This window comes from Paenibacillus sp. FSL R7-0333, from assembly GCF_038000365.1.
GTDB lineage: Bacteria > Bacillota > Bacilli > Paenibacillales > Paenibacillaceae > Paenibacillus_AQ > Paenibacillus_AQ silagei.
The window spans coordinates 5,444,468-5,463,918 of record NZ_JBBOBZ010000001.1 but is presented as its reverse complement, the minus strand read 5'-3'; the positions used below and the strand labels follow the sequence as shown (position 1 = coordinate 5,463,918).

16 protein-coding genes are annotated in these 19,451 nt (G+C 51.7%); 15 read left to right on the top strand and 1 reads right to left on the bottom strand.

The window, feature by feature from the left end; translation table 11 throughout:
- Positions 1 to 112: 112 nt before the first annotated feature.
- The 4 genes from hrcA (at position 113) to dnaJ (ending at position 4,949) form a co-directional block, all read left to right on the top strand.
- On the top strand, positions 113 to 1,144 hold the full coding sequence (hrcA, locus tag MKY86_RS23055) for a heat-inducible transcriptional repressor HrcA (protein ID WP_036732236.1): 1,032 nt from the start codon (positions 113 to 115) through the stop codon (positions 1,142 to 1,144).
- A gap of 50 nt (positions 1,145 to 1,194) precedes the next feature.
- Positions 1,195 to 1,782 (top strand): nucleotide exchange factor GrpE, encoded by a 588-nt coding sequence (gene grpE, locus MKY86_RS23050; protein ID WP_076082592.1) that lies wholly within the window; start codon positions 1,195 to 1,197, stop codon positions 1,780 to 1,782.
- Between the two features lie 73 nt (positions 1,783 to 1,855).
- The gene (gene dnaK, locus MKY86_RS23045) at positions 1,856 to 3,703 is read left to right on the top strand and encodes a molecular chaperone DnaK (RefSeq protein ID WP_076082589.1); all 1,848 of its coding nucleotides are present in this window, start codon (positions 1,856 to 1,858) and stop codon (positions 3,701 to 3,703) included.
- Between the two features lie 118 nt (positions 3,704 to 3,821).
- Positions 3,822 to 4,949: a molecular chaperone DnaJ gene (gene dnaJ / locus MKY86_RS23040; RefSeq protein WP_076082587.1), complete on the top strand. Its 1,128-nt coding sequence runs from the start codon at positions 3,822 to 3,824 to the stop codon at positions 4,947 to 4,949.
- Positions 4,950 to 5,369: 420 nt separating this feature from the next.
- Here dnaJ and MKY86_RS23035 read toward each other — a convergent pair whose 3' ends face one another.
- Entirely contained in the window at positions 5,370 to 9,443 is a 4,074-nt protein-coding gene (locus tag MKY86_RS23035; RefSeq protein WP_083685570.1) for a S8 family serine peptidase, read from the bottom strand.
- Between the two features lie 574 nt (positions 9,444 to 10,017).
- Here MKY86_RS23035 and MKY86_RS23030 point away from each other — a divergent pair.
- The 11 genes from MKY86_RS23030 (at position 10,018) to mtaB (ending at position 19,277) form a co-directional block, all read left to right on the top strand.
- Positions 10,018 to 10,377, top strand: a complete 360-nt coding sequence (locus tag MKY86_RS23030) for a hypothetical protein (protein WP_076082583.1) — start codon at positions 10,018 to 10,020, stop codon at positions 10,375 to 10,377.
- A 45-nt stretch (positions 10,378 to 10,422) separates the two neighbouring features.
- Positions 10,423 to 10,602 carry a YfhD family protein gene (locus MKY86_RS23025; RefSeq protein WP_036732220.1) on the top strand — a complete coding sequence of 60 codons (180 nt, stop codon included), beginning with the start codon at positions 10,423 to 10,425 and terminating at the stop codon, positions 10,600 to 10,602.
- 122 nt (positions 10,603 to 10,724) lie between these two features.
- On the top strand, positions 10,725 to 11,084 hold the full coding sequence (locus tag MKY86_RS23020) for a hypothetical protein (protein WP_076082581.1): 360 nt from the start codon (positions 10,725 to 10,727) through the stop codon (positions 11,082 to 11,084).
- 110 nt (positions 11,085 to 11,194) lie between these two features.
- Complete coding sequence (locus MKY86_RS23015; protein WP_076082579.1) at positions 11,195 to 12,106, top strand: methyl-accepting chemotaxis protein; 912 nt, start codon at positions 11,195 to 11,197, stop codon at positions 12,104 to 12,106.
- A gap of 248 nt (positions 12,107 to 12,354) precedes the next feature.
- Entirely contained in the window at positions 12,355 to 12,852 is a 498-nt protein-coding gene (locus tag MKY86_RS23010; RefSeq protein WP_445669938.1) for an RNA polymerase sigma factor, read from the top strand.
- Positions 12,812 to 14,476 carry a DUF4179 domain-containing protein gene (locus MKY86_RS23005; protein ID WP_076082566.1) on the top strand — a complete coding sequence of 555 codons (1,665 nt, stop codon included), beginning with the start codon at positions 12,812 to 12,814 and terminating at the stop codon, positions 14,474 to 14,476. Before MKY86_RS23010 ends, MKY86_RS23005 begins: the two co-directional genes overlap by 41 nt.
- 111 nt (positions 14,477 to 14,587) lie before the next feature.
- On the top strand, positions 14,588 to 15,169 hold the full coding sequence (locus tag MKY86_RS23000; RefSeq protein ID WP_076082563.1) for a DNA-3-methyladenine glycosylase I: 582 nt from the start codon (positions 14,588 to 14,590) through the stop codon (positions 15,167 to 15,169).
- An 82-nt stretch (positions 15,170 to 15,251) separates the two neighbouring features.
- Positions 15,252 to 16,310, top strand: coding sequence for a 50S ribosomal protein L11 methyltransferase (gene prmA, locus MKY86_RS22995; RefSeq protein WP_076082561.1), 1,059 nt, complete (start codon positions 15,252 to 15,254; stop codon positions 16,308 to 16,310).
- A 2-nt stretch (positions 16,311 to 16,312) separates the two neighbouring features.
- Positions 16,313 to 16,996, top strand: coding sequence for a site-2 protease family protein (locus tag MKY86_RS22990; protein WP_076082558.1), 684 nt, complete (start codon positions 16,313 to 16,315; stop codon positions 16,994 to 16,996).
- A gap of 163 nt (positions 16,997 to 17,159) precedes the next feature.
- Positions 17,160 to 17,924, top strand: coding sequence for an RsmE family RNA methyltransferase (locus tag MKY86_RS22985; RefSeq protein WP_076082556.1), 765 nt, complete (start codon positions 17,160 to 17,162; stop codon positions 17,922 to 17,924).
- A 3-nt stretch (positions 17,925 to 17,927) separates the two neighbouring features.
- A complete protein-coding gene (gene mtaB, locus MKY86_RS22980; RefSeq protein ID WP_076082554.1) occupies positions 17,928 to 19,277 on the top strand; it encodes a tRNA (N(6)-L-threonylcarbamoyladenosine(37)-C(2))-methylthiotransferase MtaB in 1,350 nt (449 codons plus the stop codon).
- The last annotated feature ends 174 nt before the right edge of the window (positions 19,278 to 19,451 follow it).

Sequence of the window (19,451 nt, the reverse complement as noted above, 5' to 3'; positions counted from 1 at the left end):
TGAACTCACTTGACAATGCAGAGGTCAGTTTGGTATTTTTGTATTAGTGGTTAGCACTCATCTCACTAGAGTGCTAACGAATCGGAGCCACAGCCGGATAGGAGGGAATAACATGTTAACTGAACGCCAGAGAATGATACTGAATGCCATTGTCGATGACTATATTTCTTCCGCTGAGCCGGTGGGCTCGCGCAGTATCTCGAAACGCGGGGATGTAGGCTACAGTCCAGCCACGATCCGCAACGAAATGGCCGATCTGGAGGATCTGGGTTATCTGGAGCAACCTCATACGTCGGCAGGGAGAATCCCGTCCCATAAGGGCTACCGCTATTATGTGGATCATCTGGTACCGTGGAATTCCGCCGAAACGGCCGAACTGGGCACGATCCGCGCTTTTTTCGCCGAGAAGCTGAATGCTACAGAGCAGGTTATCCAACATGCGGCAATGATCCTGTCCAATATGACGAATTATACTTCCATCCTGCTGGGACCGGAGGTTTTTCATACTTCATTGCGCCATTTCCAGCTGCTCCCGCTCGATGACAAGACCGCTGTGGCGATTATCGTTACCAGCACCGGGCAGGTAGAGAACCGAACCGTGAGTCTTCCTCCGGAGATATCTGTCTCCGAGATGGAGAAGGTCGTGAATCTGCTGAACAGCAAGCTGGTCAATGTACCGCTCTACAAGCTGAAGAGTCAGCTCTATTCCGAGCTGGGCGAAGAAATGCAGCGCCACATCTCCCATTATGAAGAATTAATGCAGGTGCTGGATAAGGCGCTGGAAAGCGACCATGATCAGCGGATTTACTTAAGCGGAGCCACGAATATGCTGACCCAGCCGGAGTTCAAGGACGTCGACAAGGTGAAGACGATTCTCGATCTGCTGGAGGAGACGCCTACGCTGCTCAAGATGCTCACCCCGGCCAGCAGCGAAGCAGGAATGCAGGTGCGCATTGGTACAGAGAATAAGCATGAGGCTTTTGCCAACTGCAGTCTGATTACCGCCACCTATTCGCTGGACGGCAAGCCGCTGGGGAGTATTGGTATCCTGGGTCCGACCCGTATGGAGTACGCACGTGTAATGGGTATTCTGGGGATTTTGTCCCGGGATTTGACAGCGATGCTGGCACACTGGTATAAGTGAACAGAGTATACTAGTCCATTCGTGAATGATATTAAGGAGGTGAAGACAACTTGAAAGAGGAAGAGGTTCAGGAAATGAATGAGAAGAATGATCCCTCGGTGAATGATAATCACGCGGCTGAAGAGGCTGATACCACAGCAGATAGCGGCTCATTCACGGCTGAAGAGGCCAGCGAGGCGGCTTCAGGCAATGAGGAATACAGAAAGCTGCAGGAGCTTGCAGATGAACATCAGGCGCGCACCTTGCGTGTGCAGGCTGATTTCGATAACTTCCGCCGCCGGACCCAGAAAGAAAAGGAAGAGCTGGCGCAGTACGCAACGTCCAAGCTTGTAACCGAGCTGCTTCCGGTAATGGATAACTTTGAACGCGCACTGGCGACTCCTGCAGCAGGTGCAGACGCTGAAGCGTTCATCAAAGGCGTGAATATGATTTTCCGTCAGCTGGAGGGAGTCCTTAAGACTGAAGGGCTTACAGCCATGGAAGTGGTAGGACAGCCTTTTAACCCTGAATATCATCAGGCGATCATGCAGGTGGAGAGCGAGGAGTACGAGGAAGGCATCGTGACGGAAGAGGTCCAGAAGGGCTATCTCCTGAAGGATAAGGTTCTTCGTCCGGCCATGGTCAAAGTCAGCATGTAGATCTGTTCTATATAAGATAATAAAAATGGATGAAGCCCCGGGCTTCACATTATTTCTGAGGAGGCACATTACTGTGAGTAAAGTTATCGGTATTGACTTAGGAACCACGAACTCTTGCGTTGCCGTTATGGAAGGCGGCGAAGCCGTCGTTATCCCGAATCCGGAAGGCGCGCGTACAACCCCATCGGTTGTAGGCTTCAAGAAGGACGGCGAGCGCATCGTCGGTGAAACGGCAAAACGCCAGGCCATTACGAACCCGGACCGTACCATCGCTTCCATCAAGCGCCACATGGGTACAGGCCACAAAGAAAGCATTGACGGCAAAGACTATTCTGCACAGGAAATCTCGGCAATGATTCTTCAGAAGCTGAAATCCGATGCTGAAGCCTATCTGGGCCAGCCTGTAACTCAGGCGGTTATTACAGTTCCTGCTTATTTCAATGACAGCCAGCGTCAGGCTACTAAGGATGCAGGCAAAATCGCCGGCCTTGAAGTGCTGCGTATCGTTAACGAGCCAACAGCAGCAGCTCTTGCTTACGGTCTGGAGAAATCGGAAGATCACACCATCCTGGTCTATGACCTTGGCGGCGGTACCTTCGACGTATCCATCCTTGAGCTGGGCGACGGCTTCTTTGAAGTAAAGGCTACCAGCGGTGACAACCGTCTGGGCGGAGATGATTTTGACCAACTGGTGATGGATTACCTCGTAGCTGAATTCAAGAAAGAGCAGGGCATTGACCTGAGCAAGGACAAGGCGGCTGTTCAACGTCTGAAGGATGCTGCGGAAAAAGCAAAGAAAGAGCTGTCCGGCGTACTTACAACTACAGTATCGCTTCCGTTCATCACGGTAGTTGACGGAGTGCCTCAGCACTTGGAGATCAACCTGACCCGTGCCAAGTTCGACGAGTTGACTGCAAGCCTGGTTGAGCGCACGCTGGGACCTACACGTCAAGCGCTGAAGGATGCCGGAATGACCCCTGCGGATCTGAACAGAATCGTACTGGTCGGTGGCTCCACCCGTATTCCTGCCGTACAGGATGCGATCAAGAAGCTTACCGGCAAAGACCCTCACAAGGGCGTTAACCCGGATGAAGTAGTAGCCCTGGGTGCTGCTGTTCAAGCGGGCGTACTGACTGGCGATGTAAAAGACGTAGTTCTGCTTGACGTAACTCCGCTGTCCCTCGGTATCGAAACTGCAGGCGGCGTGTTCACGAAGATGATCGAGCGCAACACTACGATCCCTACAAGCAAATCGCAGGTGTTCTCGACCTTCGCAGACAGCCAGCCTAGCGTGGAAATCCACGTATTGCAGGGTGAACGCGAGATGGCGAACGGCAACAAGACGCTGGGACGCTTCATGCTGAACGAGATTCCACCAGCACCGCGCGGCGTACCGCAGATCGAGGTTACCTTCGACATCGATGCCAACGGTATCGTTAATGTCTCTGCAACAGATAAAGGCACCAACAAGAGCCAGAAGATCACCATCACTTCTTCCAGCGGTCTGAGTGACGCGGAAGTGGAACAGATGATGAAGGATGCCGAGCTGCACGCTGAGGAAGACCGCAAGCGTAAAGAACTGGTCGAAGCCAAGAACGGTGCTGACCAGCTCGTATACTCCACAGATAAAGTAATTAAGGATCTGGGCGACAAGGTCGATGCTTCCGAGATCGACAAAGCCAATGAAGCCAAGGACAAAGTGAAGGCTGCCCTTGAAACCGACAACCTGGAAGAAATCACTGCCGCTACAGAGGCGCTGAATGAGATTGTACAGCAGTTGTCCGTGAAGCTGTATGAGCAGGCTGCACAGGAACAGCAGGGCGCTGAAGCGGGTCAGGATGCTTCTGAAGGCAATGCCAAGAAGGATAATGTGGTAGATGCGGATTACGAAGTGGTTGACGATGAGAAGAATCAAGGGTAACCTTAGACGATAAGTTTTAATGTGGTGAGAGGGAAGGTCAATACCGGGGCATCCCGTGTTTTGACTTTCCTTTTACCATGTATACAGGGACAATTGACGATGTGCGGAGGTGAAAGCAGTGGCAGATAAACGTGATTATTATGAGGTTCTGGGCCTCGGAAGAGATGCTTCAGAAGACGAAGTGAAGAAGGCCTACCGCAAGCTGGCGCGCCAGTACCATCCTGATGTGAATAAGGCCAGTGATGCTGAGGCTAAGTTCAAAGAGGTTAAGGAAGCCTATGACGTTCTGAGCGACGGGCAACAGCGCGCGCGGTATGACCAATATGGGCATATTGACCCTAATCAGGGAATGGGCGGCGGCTTTGGCGGCGGTGGCGGAGATTTCGGCGGTCTTGGTGATATCTTCGATATGTTCTTCGGCGGCGGCGGTGGACGGCGTGATCCGAATGCCCCACAGCGCGGCGGCGACTTGCAGTATACGATGACCATTGAGTTCAAGGAAGCGGTGTTCGGCAAAGAGACCGATATTACCATTCCACGCACGGAGACCTGCGATACCTGCTTCGGCTCCGGAGCCAAGCCGGGTACGAAGCCGGAGACCTGTTCCGTCTGCCACGGCAGCGGGCAGCAGGAATTCGTGCAGAATACACCGCTTGGACAGATGCGTAACCGCCGTCCCTGCTCCCATTGCAGCGGCACAGGCAAAATCATCAAAGAGAAATGCACCACCTGTGCTGGCCAGGGCAAGGTGAAGAGACAGCGCAAGATCCATGTGCGTATCCCTGCCGGTGTCGATGACGGCGCACAGCTGCGCATGACCGGTGAAGGCGAAGGCGGCACACGCGGCGGCCCGGCCGGAGACCTGTACATTGTGATTCGCGTGAAGAATCATGATTTCTTCGAGCGCGAGAACAACGATATTATGTGCGAGGTTCCCTTGACGTTCGCTCAGGCGGCACTGGGTGACGAGATTGAGATCCCAACGCTGACCGAGAAGGTGAAGCTCAAGATCCCGGCAGGCACCCAGACCGGTACCTTCTTCCGCCTCAAGGGCAAAGGAGTTCCGCATCTGCGCGGCAACGGCGTCGGCGACCAGCATGTCCGCGTCATCGTAGTCACACCTAGCAAGCTCAGCGATGAGCAGAAGGACCTGCTCCGCCAGTTCGCCTCCTTCAACGGAGAGAACACGCATGAGCAGGAACAGTCGTTCTTTGATCGTGTGAAGCGGGCGTTCCGTGGGGACTGAACTTTTAGGTAATATGAAATAAGGATGGAAGAGCTTGTAAAACAGCGCCCCATCTCCATTAAGTGGAGGCGGGGCGCTGTTTTTTGCTGGTTTTATTGTCTTTGTGGTTCTGTTGTATTTGCTACAACAGAATGCTTCTGAAATTCACCAAAAAGAGAATCTGTTGCACAACGTACAGTAGAAATTCTTTAAATGGGCATTTTTAAACAGATATCTAAGAATCAAATGTATGAAATACAACAGAATCTCCTTTGGGACGAATTAAAGGGGATTCTAATGTAGTAAATGCAATCAGAGGTAGTATGCACATTATGTGCAGCAGCGTCTGCTCAAGTGCTCAAACGGGTCTCAACCAAACAAAAAAGGCTGTCCTGAGTAGTCATGTAACAACTACTGGGACAGCCTTTTAAGCTTATTCTACTACTCGATCAATCCGCTCTTGCTCAGCAATTCATAGAGTGCAGCGGCTGCTGTCTCACGGGTTGCCGGAGCTGTTGGATTGAAGGCAATGCCCGTTTCGCTGGCGAAGATGCCGGCTTTGGTCAGGGCTTGCAGACTGTCCTTGGCGTAAGGAGCTACCTTAGCGCTATCGGAGTAGGTTGTGAACGAAGGATTGGCTACAGCCTTCAGTTCAGTGCCTGTCAGCTTCAGCGCTCTGTCCAGAATGACGGCGAGCTCCTGACGGGTTACTTTTTGCGTGGGTGCAAACTTGCCGTTGCCTATGCCCAGAATCAGACCAGACTTGGAGGCTGCGGCGACATCCTTGGCGTACCAGTCCGTTGATTTCACATCGGAGAAGGTTACGCCAGCATCGGTACGCAGACCCAGTGCACGGGTTAAGAGTGCTGTGAACTCAGCGCGGGTCAGATTGCTCTGCGGCGCAAAAGTTGTTGCCGAGGTTCCCTGGATAATCAGTTTGTCGGCCAACGTCTGGATGGCAACCGCTGATTTGGAATTCGCGATGTCTGTGAAGGCTGCTGCCGGTTTGCTGACTGCTGCATACACGGAGAAGCCTGGACGGCTTACGGTCACAAGGGTTGTTCCATCGGCTTGCGGTGTGAAGACAGAAGCAACCGGGGTCACCAGTCCGTCTTTCTCAAACAGTACGCCTGCGGTCTTGGATTCAATCTTGCCAGGTACAGTAAAGGTACGCTTGATGAATACGTTGGTTGGAACGTTCAAGTAAGTGCTGCCTGTCGCTGTAGTCCATGAAGCTTCATAGGATACCGGGGTTCCGATAACCTGGGCACCCGGAGTACCTGCAATCAGCTTGCTGGCTGCGTCTGGCTCTTGCTTAATTACTAGCTTCAAGCTCTGGCCTGCAGGGGAAGCAGCAAGTAAGGATACCGGCAGGGATACAGCAGATCCCGCAATATTTACAATAACCGTGCTGCCTGCTGGCATGCCTGCGAGCAATTTCAACTGCTCTGCCGTCAGGCTCAGTTCAGCAGACTTGTCAGCGATACTGCTGACAGAGATGACAACGGCCGCTTTGGCAGCAGCGGCTTTGGCCAGAGCGGCCTTCAGATCGCTGTCGCTGACGGTTACTGTCGTTACCCCATCCTTCGATGCGGTTAGAGGTGTTACCGTTACCTGTTGAACTCCTTCTTCCACAAGGGATTTCACAGGGCCTGGAACTACTATAGGCGTCGGCGTTACTACTGTGCCGCCACCGCCACCACCGCCGCCGCTACTGCCACTGTCGGAGACTGTGATAAAGCGGAAAGAGGTGTAGGCACTGTAGTATGAGTCTTTGTTATAGTCAATCTTGATCGGTTTGGTGTTATCTTTGGCTTTAATGCCGAGAACCTCAAGCTTGTAGACTCCATCGGTCAGACCCGTCACCGCAGGGTTGCCGTAAGCATCCAAGATTGGATCACCATTGTGGTCATAAGGGTGATAGGTGGATGATATAACTGTACTGTAGTTGCCAGGCTCAAAGAATTTATCCGGTGATCCTGTAGTGGATACTTGGAATGAGCCTTTTTTGGTATCATCCAAGCCAATCAGATTCACTTCATAGTAGTTAATATCCTTAGCTTTGAGCTTGTAGTTCAGAACAGCACTTGAATTGGTGTAGACGATCGGCTGGCTCAGTGCAGCCTCCTGAATGCCTGTACCCCAGCTAGGCTGTTCTGTAGTCTTATCTACATTGATTGCAAAAGGCAAGTGAAGTGTTGGCTGTCCGTCTGCTTTCAGTACTATATTACCTTGCAGCATTTGTGGCTCGGTATCAGCAGCAACGTTAACCTTCAGGTTGAACGTGGAAGCACCTTTCGCAGCAGCAGTTACCGATGACTTGTCTAGAGTCGCAGATACATGCTCAGGATCACCATAGTTCCATTCCACAGAAGTGGAATAGGTGAGCGTGCTATCACTCATATTCTTCAACTGCAGAACTTTCGTAGCTTCAGAACCTGGCAGCAATGTGCCAAAGCTTGTGGACGGATTGTAGTTGATCACATTCTGAGGAATAAAGTTCTTGTCCAGAATGGAGATTGGCTCGACCGCTTGCAGCAGTGCCGGAGTGTTGATGGCATCTTCTACATTGGCGCGTCCTGGACCTTGACGATAAAGATCTTGTGGTTGACCATTAACCTTTAGACCTACTGCGGTATTGGCAAGTGCCGCACGGATATCGAAAGGTGTATAGTCCGGATGGGCTTGTTTAATGAGCAAGGACAAACCTGCAACATGAGGTGTAGCCATGCTGGTGCCGCTAATGCGATTGTATGCTTTGGAATAATCTGTTTCTGGATGATCTTTGCCATAAGCCGGCCATGTAGATAAGACTCCGTCACCAGGAGCAACAATGTCCGGCTTGATGCTTAGATTACCGTCAAAGTTCGGTCCTAATGAAGAGAAAGTACTCGTAGTATCGCCAGTTGTCATTTCATGCTTATATTCTGAATCAAAAGTGAAGTAAGTTGGATTGTCTCCATTTGCTATAATTGCTCTGGCTAACTTGCGGCCTTTAGATCCTTCAATATCGAATGTAGGAGCATTCTGGTATGCACTTCCTAGATTAACTTCGATAAATCCTGCACGGTCTGTGTAGCTTTCGTCAAGAATTGCTACACTTTTATCGCCAACTTTCTTAGCATTACCATTGAATATCACGAGTGCTTTTACATTATGTTCCTTGGCAATTTCCACCTTTTCTTGAAAAGAAAGATCACCGCGGGATATCAGAACAACTGTATTACTGAGATCACCTTCAGGATAATCTTCATCAGCTCCAAGGTTGGCATAAACGACCTGGATAGGATCAGTACCAATAACATCTGGACTGGAGAAATCAGATTTACCCAACTCATACGCCATCATATGAAATGGAAAATAAGTATCATAAGTAACAGAGGTAACCGAGTTTGCGATTTCAGCCTTGAATTTCCCTGAGTAAGCATCAATAGGACTGGTTACTGAGCCTACTGAAATGGCCAATTGGGAAGCAGCTGGAGAACCCATTGAGAAGTACTGGCCAGTGGTCCCGTTATTCCCATTCGCAATGACAGCAGTTACCCCAGAGAGTACAGCATTATTAATCGCGATGGAGTCAGGGGAATTCACATCTTTCTCGGAATCGGAGCCGAGCGACAGGTTGATGACATCCATGCCGTCCTTCACCGCACGTTCAATCCCGTCAATGACTTGGGCGGAAGATCCGGAGGAAGTGTCCGGTTTATCAAGATTGCGCCCTAACACTTTGTAGACGTACAGGTCAGCCCCGGGAGCGACACCCTTCTGAGCCACATCACCCTTAGCTGCATATTGCCCGATAATGGTGCCGGATACATGCGTACCGTGGGAAGTTCCTGCATAGCCTACACCATATTCGGTATCTTCTTCTGGAGTAAGCGGAACTTCTTCATAGGGATCATTGTCTTGATAGAAGGAGTCATAACCACCCTTATAAGCCGGGGCAATATCCGGGTGCGTGTAGTCGACACCGGTATCGATTACACCGACCTTCAGTCCAGCTCCGGTGAGGCCTTGGTCAGCCGCCCAATCGGCATGAATCTGCTTCAGGGGAGCATTGTCGTTTCTGTAAGTCACTTCGGTCACTGTCTGATCAGGGAGAGCATACCAGGTGCTGTTCGGATAAATGGAAGACACGCCGGAGATCTTCGCCAGTTCAGGGATTTTGTCAGCCGGAACGGTGACTTCAAAGCCGTTCAGAATCGTGTCGTACTTGTAATTGACGGTCAGGTCAATCTTCTTGGCTTCAGCCTTATCCAGTACTTCTTCCTGCTGGTTGTTCACCGCAGCTTCTGTCGCTGAATTGGCGAGCGCTGTAATTCCTTGTCTGGCAGCATACTTGCCTACGGCGGCAGGCTGACCGCTTAGTTGAACGATAACCCGGACAAGATTTGAGGATTTGGTGTTAATCTGTGGAGAAATATAAGGCTGATTCGCTGGAATCAAGGCTGGAAGATGATTGCCTGATACGGGTGTCTTCAAGCTGCTGGCGGCGAATGCCGCGCCTGGAATCATACTTGCAGCCACACCTAATGATAAAGTTAGTAATGATAGCTTACGAGGTAATTTTGTCCACTCCAAATGTAATCCCCTCCACAATATGATATTGGTTCTGGCTTACATCTCTCCTGCTACAGACAGTAGTCGGATTCTCCTTTTCTATTAATCCGGTTTATTTCCGTCAAGATTACTAGGGAAAATATTAAGAAGATTTTACCACTGGTTATTTGTAAAATCTACACAAAATTTATAGAGTTTTGAGAATGTTTTCATTTTATGCGGAATGTTATATGACACAAATAGACTTATAAAACTACTATGAAGAAATTAAAAGACAAAAAAATACAAAATAACAGAGGAAAAAACAATTTTCGTCATGAATACTGACATGAATGTTGGTTGGAAAAACAGGGCTGAAATTTAGAAGTGTGGCTTCTGGATAATGAAATCTACGGACAACAGCGGGTGAAAGTCCAAAACTTCGCTGGAGTCACAGCCAACCCTAAATGTATAAATTCCCGTTCAAAAATCCAAAATAGCCAAGTAAGCTTGTACGTTATGGACACCAGGCAGAAAGCGGGGAATTCCCATGTCTGAAAAAAGTATACTGGCCTACTTCAAAACCCCGGAGGAAGCGGAAGGGGTCTCCCGTAAGCTGCAGGCACTGCGTGCTGAGGAGATTTCCATTGACCGGTTCAGCAGGTTTGGGGGAAGCGGGCAGGAGCCGGGAGTGAATCCGGTGACCGGCAATTTGGCGAGCATGGATTCGATGACGGCCGTCAGTGACCATACGGGCATATTAGCTGCGGCGCATACGAGCGGGAGCGGAATGAGCCATGGCGGGGATGGCGGGCCTACAGGCAGAAATATTCTGCTGACGGTTATTGTAGATGCAGCTATTCATGGTCAGGCGATGTCACTGATTGAGGAAGCCGGCGGAATGATTTGAAGCTAAGACAACCAGATTAAGTACATTGGAGGCTGATGGCAAGCTATGGACAGAGAGAACTCGAAGATCTTTTCCAAAACCGAAAAAATGAAAATGCTTTATGAGGCGAAGGCCGAGGATGTTGAATTCTCAGCAGCTGAAGCAGATCAGGATGATATAGAGGCCATGGACCGTTCCCGTGAGGCTGATAAGCGGCAGCTGGGAGAGATTATGAAGAAAGAATAATTCGGTGAAGTCAAGAAGAGATGAGCAGACGAATTGCTGCTACGGATACCCTGCGTAAGTGGGGTATTTTTGTGTTTTGGCGTGTATAATGGAGTGATATGCGAGGCCGGGAGGATACATAAGTGAATACAGTGATAATGTGGATAGGGCTGGCGCTGCTGGTAGCGCTGTTGACCTTCATGAACCAGAAGCAGGTCTATTCCTCGAAAGTGAAACGAGCTTACCGGGAGCTAAGAAGGCTTGCAGAGAAGGTCCGCTCAGAGCAGTCGGAGGCGGCAGATCTGTTAGGCTGGGAAGCTTCCATCTCCGAAATGGAAAAGCACCCCAATGAATTCAACAAGCTGGATAAGGAGATCGGCCTGCGCCAGGCCTTCGTCCAGTATCTGGAGCGGCATTATCCGCAGGATACGAGACTTCCAGAGCTGCAGGAAGCGGCTGCCTACCGGAAGGACAGCGTGTGGGGAATTAAGATAGGGAATTAAAAAATCTTATCATTTTAAAAGCCGAAACAGCCGTTAATAAGAGTAAAGTGAAATAAGCGAGAGTCGTCCGCATATCAGTTAAAAATTGAGATGTATAGGGAGCAGTCAACATGGAAAATCTAGCAGACCAAGCAGTTACAGACGAACTGGTTGTCAAAGCCTTGGAAAAAAACCTTGCCATGATCCGCTTTGATCTGGATCGGCGTGTCGCCTATGTCAATGAGATCTTTGCCCAGTCAGTGAAATACAAAGCGGAGGACATGTACGGCATGCAGCACAGCCAGCTGTGCTTCCCCTCATTCGTGAACAGTCCCGATTATGAATTGTTCTGGCAGAATTTAATGGCTGGCCGGAGCTTCCAGGACAAAATTGAACGGATGGACGCAGAGGGGAATTCGGTCTGGCTGGAAGCTACATATATGCCGGTGTTTGATGAGACAAATACCCATGTTATCGGCGTATCCAAGGTGGCCACTAACATTACGGAGAGACAAAACAACATGAGCCATGTCGTGGAGCTAATGCAGGGCATGGCGGATAGCCTTAATCAGCGTGCGGACAAAGGAATTGAGCGGAGTCAGGAGCTGCTGCTGAGTATTGACAGGATTGCCGAGGTGTCGACCGAGAATACCGAAACACTGCTAAGTCTGCAAAAGCAGGCTGCGGCGATCCGCGGCGTAGTGCAGACCATCCGTGATATTGCTTCCCAGACTCATCTGCTTGCCCTGAATGCAGCGATTGAGGCTGCACATGCCGGAGAATTCGGCCGGGGATTCGATGTGGTGGCCAAGGAGGTAAGAAAGCTGTCTGCGATGGTGCAGGATCAGATTACCGAAGTCCGGGACAGTGTCCAGGCCATTACGGAAGAGGTCGGCAGAATATCCACGGGACTGAACCAGGTGCAGGATAATGTACAGCTCAGCCAGCAGCAGATTCAAGTAGCGCTGGATGAATTCACGCTGATCGCTACCTCTGCACAGGAACTGGACAACCAGGCGCGAGAGGTCATGAATATTATCTAAGCTGTGCTTGCTCTGAAGTTGAGCAGTTATTCCCGGACAATCTATTGTAAGCAGTATGCAGCCTGTGCTTTTCAGGTGGACATGCTGCTTTTTTAGTACATATAGCTGGATATGCTGCTGAAAATGAACCTTTTGAAGCCCGGGGTTGTTATAAAGGTAATTCAAACAAGAAAGGAGGGCATGCTCAAGTGGGCAACAGGGAATTATTCCAAACCTACAGCAAGGAGGTATATCGTACCTGCTATTATATGGTGCACGATGCTGCCGATGCTGAGGATTTGTGTCAGGAGGTATTCATCACTCTCTTCCGCAGCGAGTGGCAGGGCATTGAATATCTGAAGGCCTGGATTATGAAAATCACCGTCAACACCTGCCTGAATCATCTGAAGCGCCGGAGCAGCCTGCAGCAGAAGCTGGCAGACCACCTTCATATGTTCAGGGAGAATCCGCAGCCGCCGGTTGACAAGCTGGTGGAGCAGAAGGAGACGAAGCTGGAGTGGGCGGGATACATGTCCCGGCTCCCGGCGAAGATCAGGGCGGTGCTGACGCTGCGGTATATGCATGATTTCAGTCTGGAGGAAATCCGCAAGATGCTGGATATCCCGCTGGGAACTGTGAAGTCCAGACAGCATAAGGGGCTGCGCATGATGAGGAATATTCTGGAAGAAGAAGGTATTGAGCCGATCACGAAGGAGGACGAAGAATATGGACAGAACCGAAGTGCAGTTAAAGCGTCGCTTAAATGAGGATCAGGAGATGATCTATCCGGATTTCGAGCAGATGTGGGGCCGGATTGAGCAGGCCGGATATGTTTCTTCCAAGGGAAGCAGCCATACCGGAGCAGGGAGCCGCGTCCGCCACCGCAACTGGCGCAAGGTCACTGTAGCAGCCTCATTCAGTGTAGTGCTAATGGCCGTTCCTGTGTATGCCGCCGTGCAATATGATTGGGGCAGCCTGCTGAACCACCGGAGCGGGGTGGAGGCGGCGCTGTCACAGAACCTGGGCCAGCCGCTGGGCCAGACGATCACCAAGGATGGAGTCACCCTGACGCTACATACGGCGCTCACCGATGAGAACCGGACGGTGATTCTGTATAGCCTGGATGTCGGGGGAGATAAGGGCAACGGATACTGGAACGTGAACGGAATGTCTCTTAAGGATGCCAAAGGAAACGGCAATGACATGGAATCCAACTACCAGCAGTGGGACGAGAAAACCAAGCGGTACAACGGCTATTTCGAGACAGACTGGAGTCCGGACCAGGATACGGTCAAAGTAAGTCTGACTGCAAAAGGGATTCAGTCCTACTCCCAGCAGGAGGTAGACTTGAAGCTGGATACAGACTCACCGGAGCGGCAAAGCTTCCCGGTCAACCAGGATGGACTGGAGTCCTTCGGTGTACAGCCCTTTAAGGAAGGGAATGAGCGCCTGATGCTGTCCACGGATACTATTTTTTCCGATCCTGAAGCTAGAAAGCTGGCATCCCCGCAAATTATTGCTTACCGGGGCGGACAGCAAGTCAAGAACTCTCAGGCAGGCGTAATGGGCAAGCCGGGAGATAACGGAGAATATACTTCCCTTGAGTACTACAAGCCTGCTGATGTGCCGAAGGATGAGACCACGTATAAACTCAGTTACACCAAGCTTGAACGCAATATTGATGGTCCATGGACCTTCGATTTCGAGCTGAGCAAGAAGCAAATGGCTGGTGCGACGATGAAGACAGCCCTGGATCTGCCGCTGGAGGCTGGAGACTCGTTGAATACGATTGAGCAGATGGTGGTAACGCCGACCCAGATCCGAGTGGCTGTGCGGAGTAATACAGAGCCGTTCCCTGATTTGCCGTATATTAATTATACTCTCGAGGTGAATGGTCAGAAGCTGGATGGCGGATTATGGTATACGGGCTCTAAGGACCGTAAGCTGATAACGCTGCGCTTCGAGCGGCCGGCAAATCTTGAGATTACCAAAGACACACCAATGACGCTTGTGGGGAAATATAAAGTAACCGTGCATGATGATGACAAGGCGCCGCTTGAATTAAAGAACATCTCCAGCGAGAAGCAGACGCTGATCCGGCAAACCGGCGGTTACCCGGTACAGTGGACCTATTATATGCAGGGGGCAGACCTCTATGTGGAGACAAAGAGTGATGATCCGAATTTTGGCGGTGTGAATCAGACCTACATCGGTAAGGGCAAAGACCGGCTCATCAGCAGCATTTTAACCACGAATTTCAGAGGAGAAGGAAAGAACCATAGTATTAATAAGTACAAGGATTTCAAAGGCACAGATGCTTCAATATACATGTTCTATTACACTACAAATGAGCCGGACAAAGAGACGCGGGTACAGCTGCAAGGACAATAGTAACATTATTTTAACGGGAAGAACCTTGTGTTCTTCTCTTTTTTTCGTATACAGTTAGAAGATATGGCTATGAATAGCTGCCAGAATTATAAGACAAAGGAGAGATTAACTATGGAAATTAAGCGCTGCGACTGGGTAAACTCGGACCCGGTATATATAGCTTATCATGATGAAGAATGGGGCAAGCCGCTGGTTGATGACCTGAAGCTGTTCGAGCTGCTGATGCTGGAGGGCATGCAGGCCGGACTGAGCTGGTATACGGTGCTGAAGAAACGGGAGGGCTTCCGCGAGGCTTTTGACGGCTTTGATCCGGAGAAAATCGTGCTGTATGGGGAGGACAAGGTCGAAAAGCTGATGCAAAATGTGGGGATTGTGCGCAACCGTCTGAAGATTAAGGGAGTGATTACCAATGCACAGGTGTACCAGCAGATCTGCCGGGAGGAAGAGGGGGGCTTTGTCGGTTATCTGTGGAGCTTTGTCGGCGGGACGCCGGTGGTGAATCACTGGAAGAACAGAGCGGAGGTCCCTGCGACCACTCCCCAGTCTGATCAGATGAGCAAGGCGCTGAAGCGCAAAGGGATGAAGTTTATCGGCTCGACGATCTGTTACGCTTTTATGCAGGCCTCCGGGATGGTAGATGACCATGCGCTGGATTGTTTTTGCCGCAGCACCTCGTCTGCCGTAGAGAGTTGAACGCAGTTTGGCGCTGAACGGGTAAGAAATGCTATACTAACCTAGAAACTATGCTGCAAAACTTTTAGGAGGATTCATTACCATGCTATGGCAAGAATTGACGGTACATACAACCGAGGAAGCACAGGAGATGATATCCAATCTGCTGGTTGAGGCCGGAGCGGGCGGAGTCTCTATTGAAGAATCCGGGACGCTGAATAAAAACCGGGATACACGTTACGGTGAATTATACGATGAACCGCTCAATGACATCCCCGAAGGGGAAGCGGTCATTAAAGGATATTATGCGGAATCGGTGGACATGGACGCGGTTGTGTCCGAGGTGACGCCAAGGGTGGAAGAGCTGAGAGAGTTCGGCATCGACCCCGGGCTGGCACAGATCTCTTGGAAGACAGTGGATGAGGAGGATTGGGCCCATGCCTGGAAGCAGTACTTCAAGCCGCTGCGCGTCTCGGAGCGGCTGACCATTAAGCCGACATGGGAAGAATATACCCCGGCCTCTGCGGATGAAAAAATTATTGAGATCGACCCCGGCATGGCCTTCGGAACCGGGACGCATCCGACAACGGCGCTGTGCCTTCGCGCTCTTGAGAAGCATATTGTCAGCGGTGACGAGGTCATCGATGTAGGTACGGGCTCCGGTATCCTTGCTGTCGGAGCGATGCTGCTCGGTGCCGCCTCTGTCCTGGCGCTGGATCTGGACCCGGTCGCCGTGGAGAGTGCCCGCGAGAATGTGGCACTGAACCGGCTGGATTCAGCGATCACCGTGAAGGAGAGCGATCTGCTCTCGCTGCTGGGCGGTGAGGGGGCGGCGGATACCGCAGCCGGAGAGATGTGGCCTTCAGCCCGGCCAAGCAATACGGCTGACCAAGAGGCCGTTCCTGGTGTTGCCCCGGCGGCAGACGGGCTGGGAGTGACTCTGCCGGTCCGGGTGGTCGTGGCGAATATTCTAGCCGAGATTATTGTACTGTTCACGGACGATGTCTACCGTGCGCTTCAGCCGGAGGGGATCTATATTACCTCGGGGATTTATAAGGATAAGGAAGGGCTAGTCGCGGAAGCGCTGAAGTCCTCCGGTTTCGAGATTTTAGAAGTAACCCGCGAAGAAGATTGGGTGGCGTTCACAGCCGGAAAGAGGTAGACATGGGTTCCCTGGATCAATTTTTAGTATATCCTTTACAGCAGCTTCCGTTTTTTCTGATTACGATTGTTATTGCGTTTACGGTGCATGAATTCGCCCACGCCTATTTTGCCAATAAATTCGGGGACCCTACAGCACGCCTGCTGGGCCGTATGACCTTGAATCCGGCGGTGCACTTTGACCTCTTCGGCATCATTCTGCTGCTGATTGCGGGCTTCGGATGGGCGCGTCCGGTTCCCGTGAACCGGGATAACTTCCGCCGTCCCCGCCTGATGGGTGTCATCGTATCGGCCGCCGGGCCAATCAGCAATCTGCTGCTCGGTATTCTGGGCGCGCTGATCTATGCGATTCTTGTGGGAACGGGCACGATGGATTCGATTAAGAACGAGCAGGTGCTCCGGGCGCTGATCTGGTTCTTCGGAATGTTCATTCACTTCAACTTCTTCCTCTTCGTGTTCAACCTGATTCCGCTGCCGCCGCTGGACGGTTACCGGATCGTAGAGGATATCGCACCGCGTCCGATCCGTGGAAGACTTCAGCAGTATGAGCAGTATACGGTTTTCCTGTTCCTGCTGATCATCTTCATTCCGGGTCTGCGCGCCTATACGATAGAACCGCTTAGCTACTGGGCGACACGTACGGGTAATGATTTCTTCCAGCTGTTCCTAAGGATGTTCGGAGTCTGAGAACGTCAGTAAGGACGGGGGCTGTTCAGTGCCCGGCAAACGTTGTAGAATATAATGTGATTATTAAGTAGATGAATGATACGTGTGAAGCGGCGGCCGGGACCTGATTTGGCGGGGACTACGCCGCTTTTACGCTGAATAACGGACAGAATGAGGTTGAGAGATGCAGCGTTATTTCGTAACTCCGGCACAGTTCGGACAAGACAAGGTTAGCATTGACGGTGAAGACGCCCGCCATATCGCCAAGGTCATGCGCGGCAAGGCCGGGGACAAGCTGATCGTCAGCGACGGCGTGGCCCGCGAGGCGTTGGCCGAGATTGCTGACATAGAGATTGGCCTCGTCACCGTGAACATACTGGAGCCTCTGGCTATGACTCATGAAGCGCGCATTCAGATTACTGTCGCCCAGAGCCTGCCCAAAGGGGACAAGCTGGAGACAGTCATTCAGAAATGCACGGAGATCGGGGCTGTAGCCTTCACGCCGTTCCTCTCAGAGCGGACGATTGTGCAGTACGATGAGCGCAAGGAGAGTAAGCGGCTAGAGCGTTGGCGCAAAATCTGTAAGGAGGCTGCCGAACAGGCGCACCGGAATATTGTTCCGCAGGTGCATTCGCCGCTCAGCTGGAAGCAGCTGCTCCAGAGCTTCAACGGCTATGATGCCGTCTATTTCTGCTATGAGAAGGAAGAGGGACTCCAGCTCCGCAGCGCAGCCGCGCCATGGCTGGCATCGCTTCCACAGGAGGCTGCGGCTAAAGTAATGATTGTTGTAGGGCCGGAGGGCGGCTTCAGTACGGAGGAATGCCGACTGGCTGAGGAGGCCGGAGCCGTCTCTGTCGGGCTGGGGCCGCGTATTTTGCGCTGTGAAACCGCAGGCATGGTTGCCGCCGCCTGCATTTTATATGAATCCGGAGAAATGGGAGGAGCTTAAACCATGCCATCTGTAGCTTTTTATACACTGGGCTGCAAAGTCAATTTCTATGATACCGAGGCCATCTGGCAGCTCTTTAAGAATGATGGATACGAGCAGGTAGATTTCGAGGGTTCCGCCGATGTCTATCTGATTAACACCTGTACAGTGACCAATACGGGCGACAAAAAAAGCCGGCAGATGATCCGCCGCGCAGTGCGCCGCAATCCAGACGCCATCGTAGCGGTTACCGGCTGCTACGCGCAGACCTCACCTGGAGAGATTCTCGATATTCCCGGAGTCGATCTGGTGATCGGCAACCAGGACCGTGAACAGATTATGACCCATGTGAAGAATATTCAGGAGTCGCGCCAGCCGGTGAATGCCGTCCGCAACATTATGAAGACGCGTGAGTTCGAGGAGATGGATGTGCCCGGGTTCGCTGACCGGACGCGGGCGTTCATGAAGATACAGGACGGCTGCAACAACTTCTGTACCTTCTGCATTATTCCCTGGTCGCGCGGTCTGTCGCGCAGCCGTGATCCGAAATCGATTGTCGCCCAGGCGCATCAGCTGGTGGAGGCCGGATACAAGGAATTCGTGCTGACCGGCATCCATACCGGCGGGTACGGGGATGATCTGGACAACTACCGCCTCGCTGACCTGCTCTGGGAGCTTGATAAGGTGGACGGGCTGGAACGAGTCCGCATCAGCTCCATTGAAGCGAGCCAGATTGACGAGAAGCTGCTGGAGGTGCTGAACCGCAGCACCAAGATGTGCCGTCATCTGCATATTCCGCTCCAGGCGGGCCATAACGAGGTGCTGAAGGCGATGCGCCGGAAGTATACCACGGAAGAGTATTACGCCAAAATGCAGCTGATCCGAGAGGCTATGCCGGATGTGGGGATCACAACGGATGTGATCGTCGGCTTCCCGGGCGAGACGGATGAGATGTTCCGGGCAGGCTATGATTTCATGAAGGCGGTCAACTATTCGGAGATGCATGTCTTCCCGTATTCCAAACGGACCGGAACCCCGGCTGCACGGATGCTCAATCAGGTCGATGAGGAGATCAAGAATGCGCGTGTGCAGGAGCTGATCGATCTTTCTGAGGAGATGCAGTTGGCTTATGCCAAGCGCTTCGTGGGCCAGACACTGTCCGTCATTCCGGAGCGTGCAGCCAAAGGCTCGGCGGGACGCAGCGTACAGCACGGCTTCAGCGACAACTATCTCCAGGTGCTGTTCGGCGGCGACGATTCGCTGCAGGGCGAACTGTGCCAGGTGAAGGTAACCGAAGCCGGCGTGAATGAATGCCGCGGCGAGCTTGTTAGTGTTAGCCGGACGGCAGCTGGACTGCGTGAAAGCGTCCGCTAGAACAGACGTATACGGATGTCTTCCGGGCCACTGCTGGCAGGGAGACATCCTTTTTTCATAAGTACGGATTCTATAGTTATAAAGACCTGAATTTGCCCGGGAATCGTGAAATACTGAAAATGGGGTAAAGACTTGGGCCGGATTTGTCGATATAGTGGAAGAGAGTGGCAAAAA

What these genes read in the sequence shown, in the direction of transcription:
- mtaB (WP_076082554.1), top strand. Translation starts at nt 17,928, where the DNA reads ATGCCATCTGTAGCTTTTTATACACTGGGCTGCAAAGTCAATTTCTAT.
- MKY86_RS22985 (WP_076082556.1), top strand. Translation starts at nt 17,160, where the DNA reads ATGCAGCGTTATTTCGTAACTCCGGCACAGTTCGGACAAGACAAGGTT.
- MKY86_RS23030 (WP_076082583.1), top strand. Translation starts at nt 10,018, where the DNA reads ATGTCTGAAAAAAGTATACTGGCCTACTTCAAAACCCCGGAGGAAGCG.
- MKY86_RS23025 (WP_036732220.1), top strand. Translation starts at nt 10,423, where the DNA reads ATGGACAGAGAGAACTCGAAGATCTTTTCCAAAACCGAAAAAATGAAA.
- MKY86_RS23035 (WP_083685570.1), bottom strand. Translation starts at nt 9,443, where the DNA reads ATGATTCCAGGCGCGGCATTCGCCGCCAGCAGCTTGAAGACACCCGTA.
- hrcA (WP_036732236.1), top strand. Translation starts at nt 113, where the DNA reads ATGTTAACTGAACGCCAGAGAATGATACTGAATGCCATTGTCGATGAC.
- MKY86_RS23015 (WP_076082579.1), top strand. Translation starts at nt 11,195, where the DNA reads ATGGAAAATCTAGCAGACCAAGCAGTTACAGACGAACTGGTTGTCAAA.
- MKY86_RS22990 (WP_076082558.1), top strand. Translation starts at nt 16,313, where the DNA reads ATGGGTTCCCTGGATCAATTTTTAGTATATCCTTTACAGCAGCTTCCG.
- MKY86_RS23000 (WP_076082563.1), top strand. Translation starts at nt 14,588, where the DNA reads ATGGAAATTAAGCGCTGCGACTGGGTAAACTCGGACCCGGTATATATA.
- MKY86_RS23010 (WP_445669938.1), top strand. Translation starts at nt 12,355, where the DNA reads ATGGTGCACGATGCTGCCGATGCTGAGGATTTGTGTCAGGAGGTATTC.
- MKY86_RS23005 (WP_076082566.1), top strand. Translation starts at nt 12,812, where the DNA reads ATGGACAGAACCGAAGTGCAGTTAAAGCGTCGCTTAAATGAGGATCAG.
- prmA (WP_076082561.1), top strand. Translation starts at nt 15,252, where the DNA reads ATGCTATGGCAAGAATTGACGGTACATACAACCGAGGAAGCACAGGAG.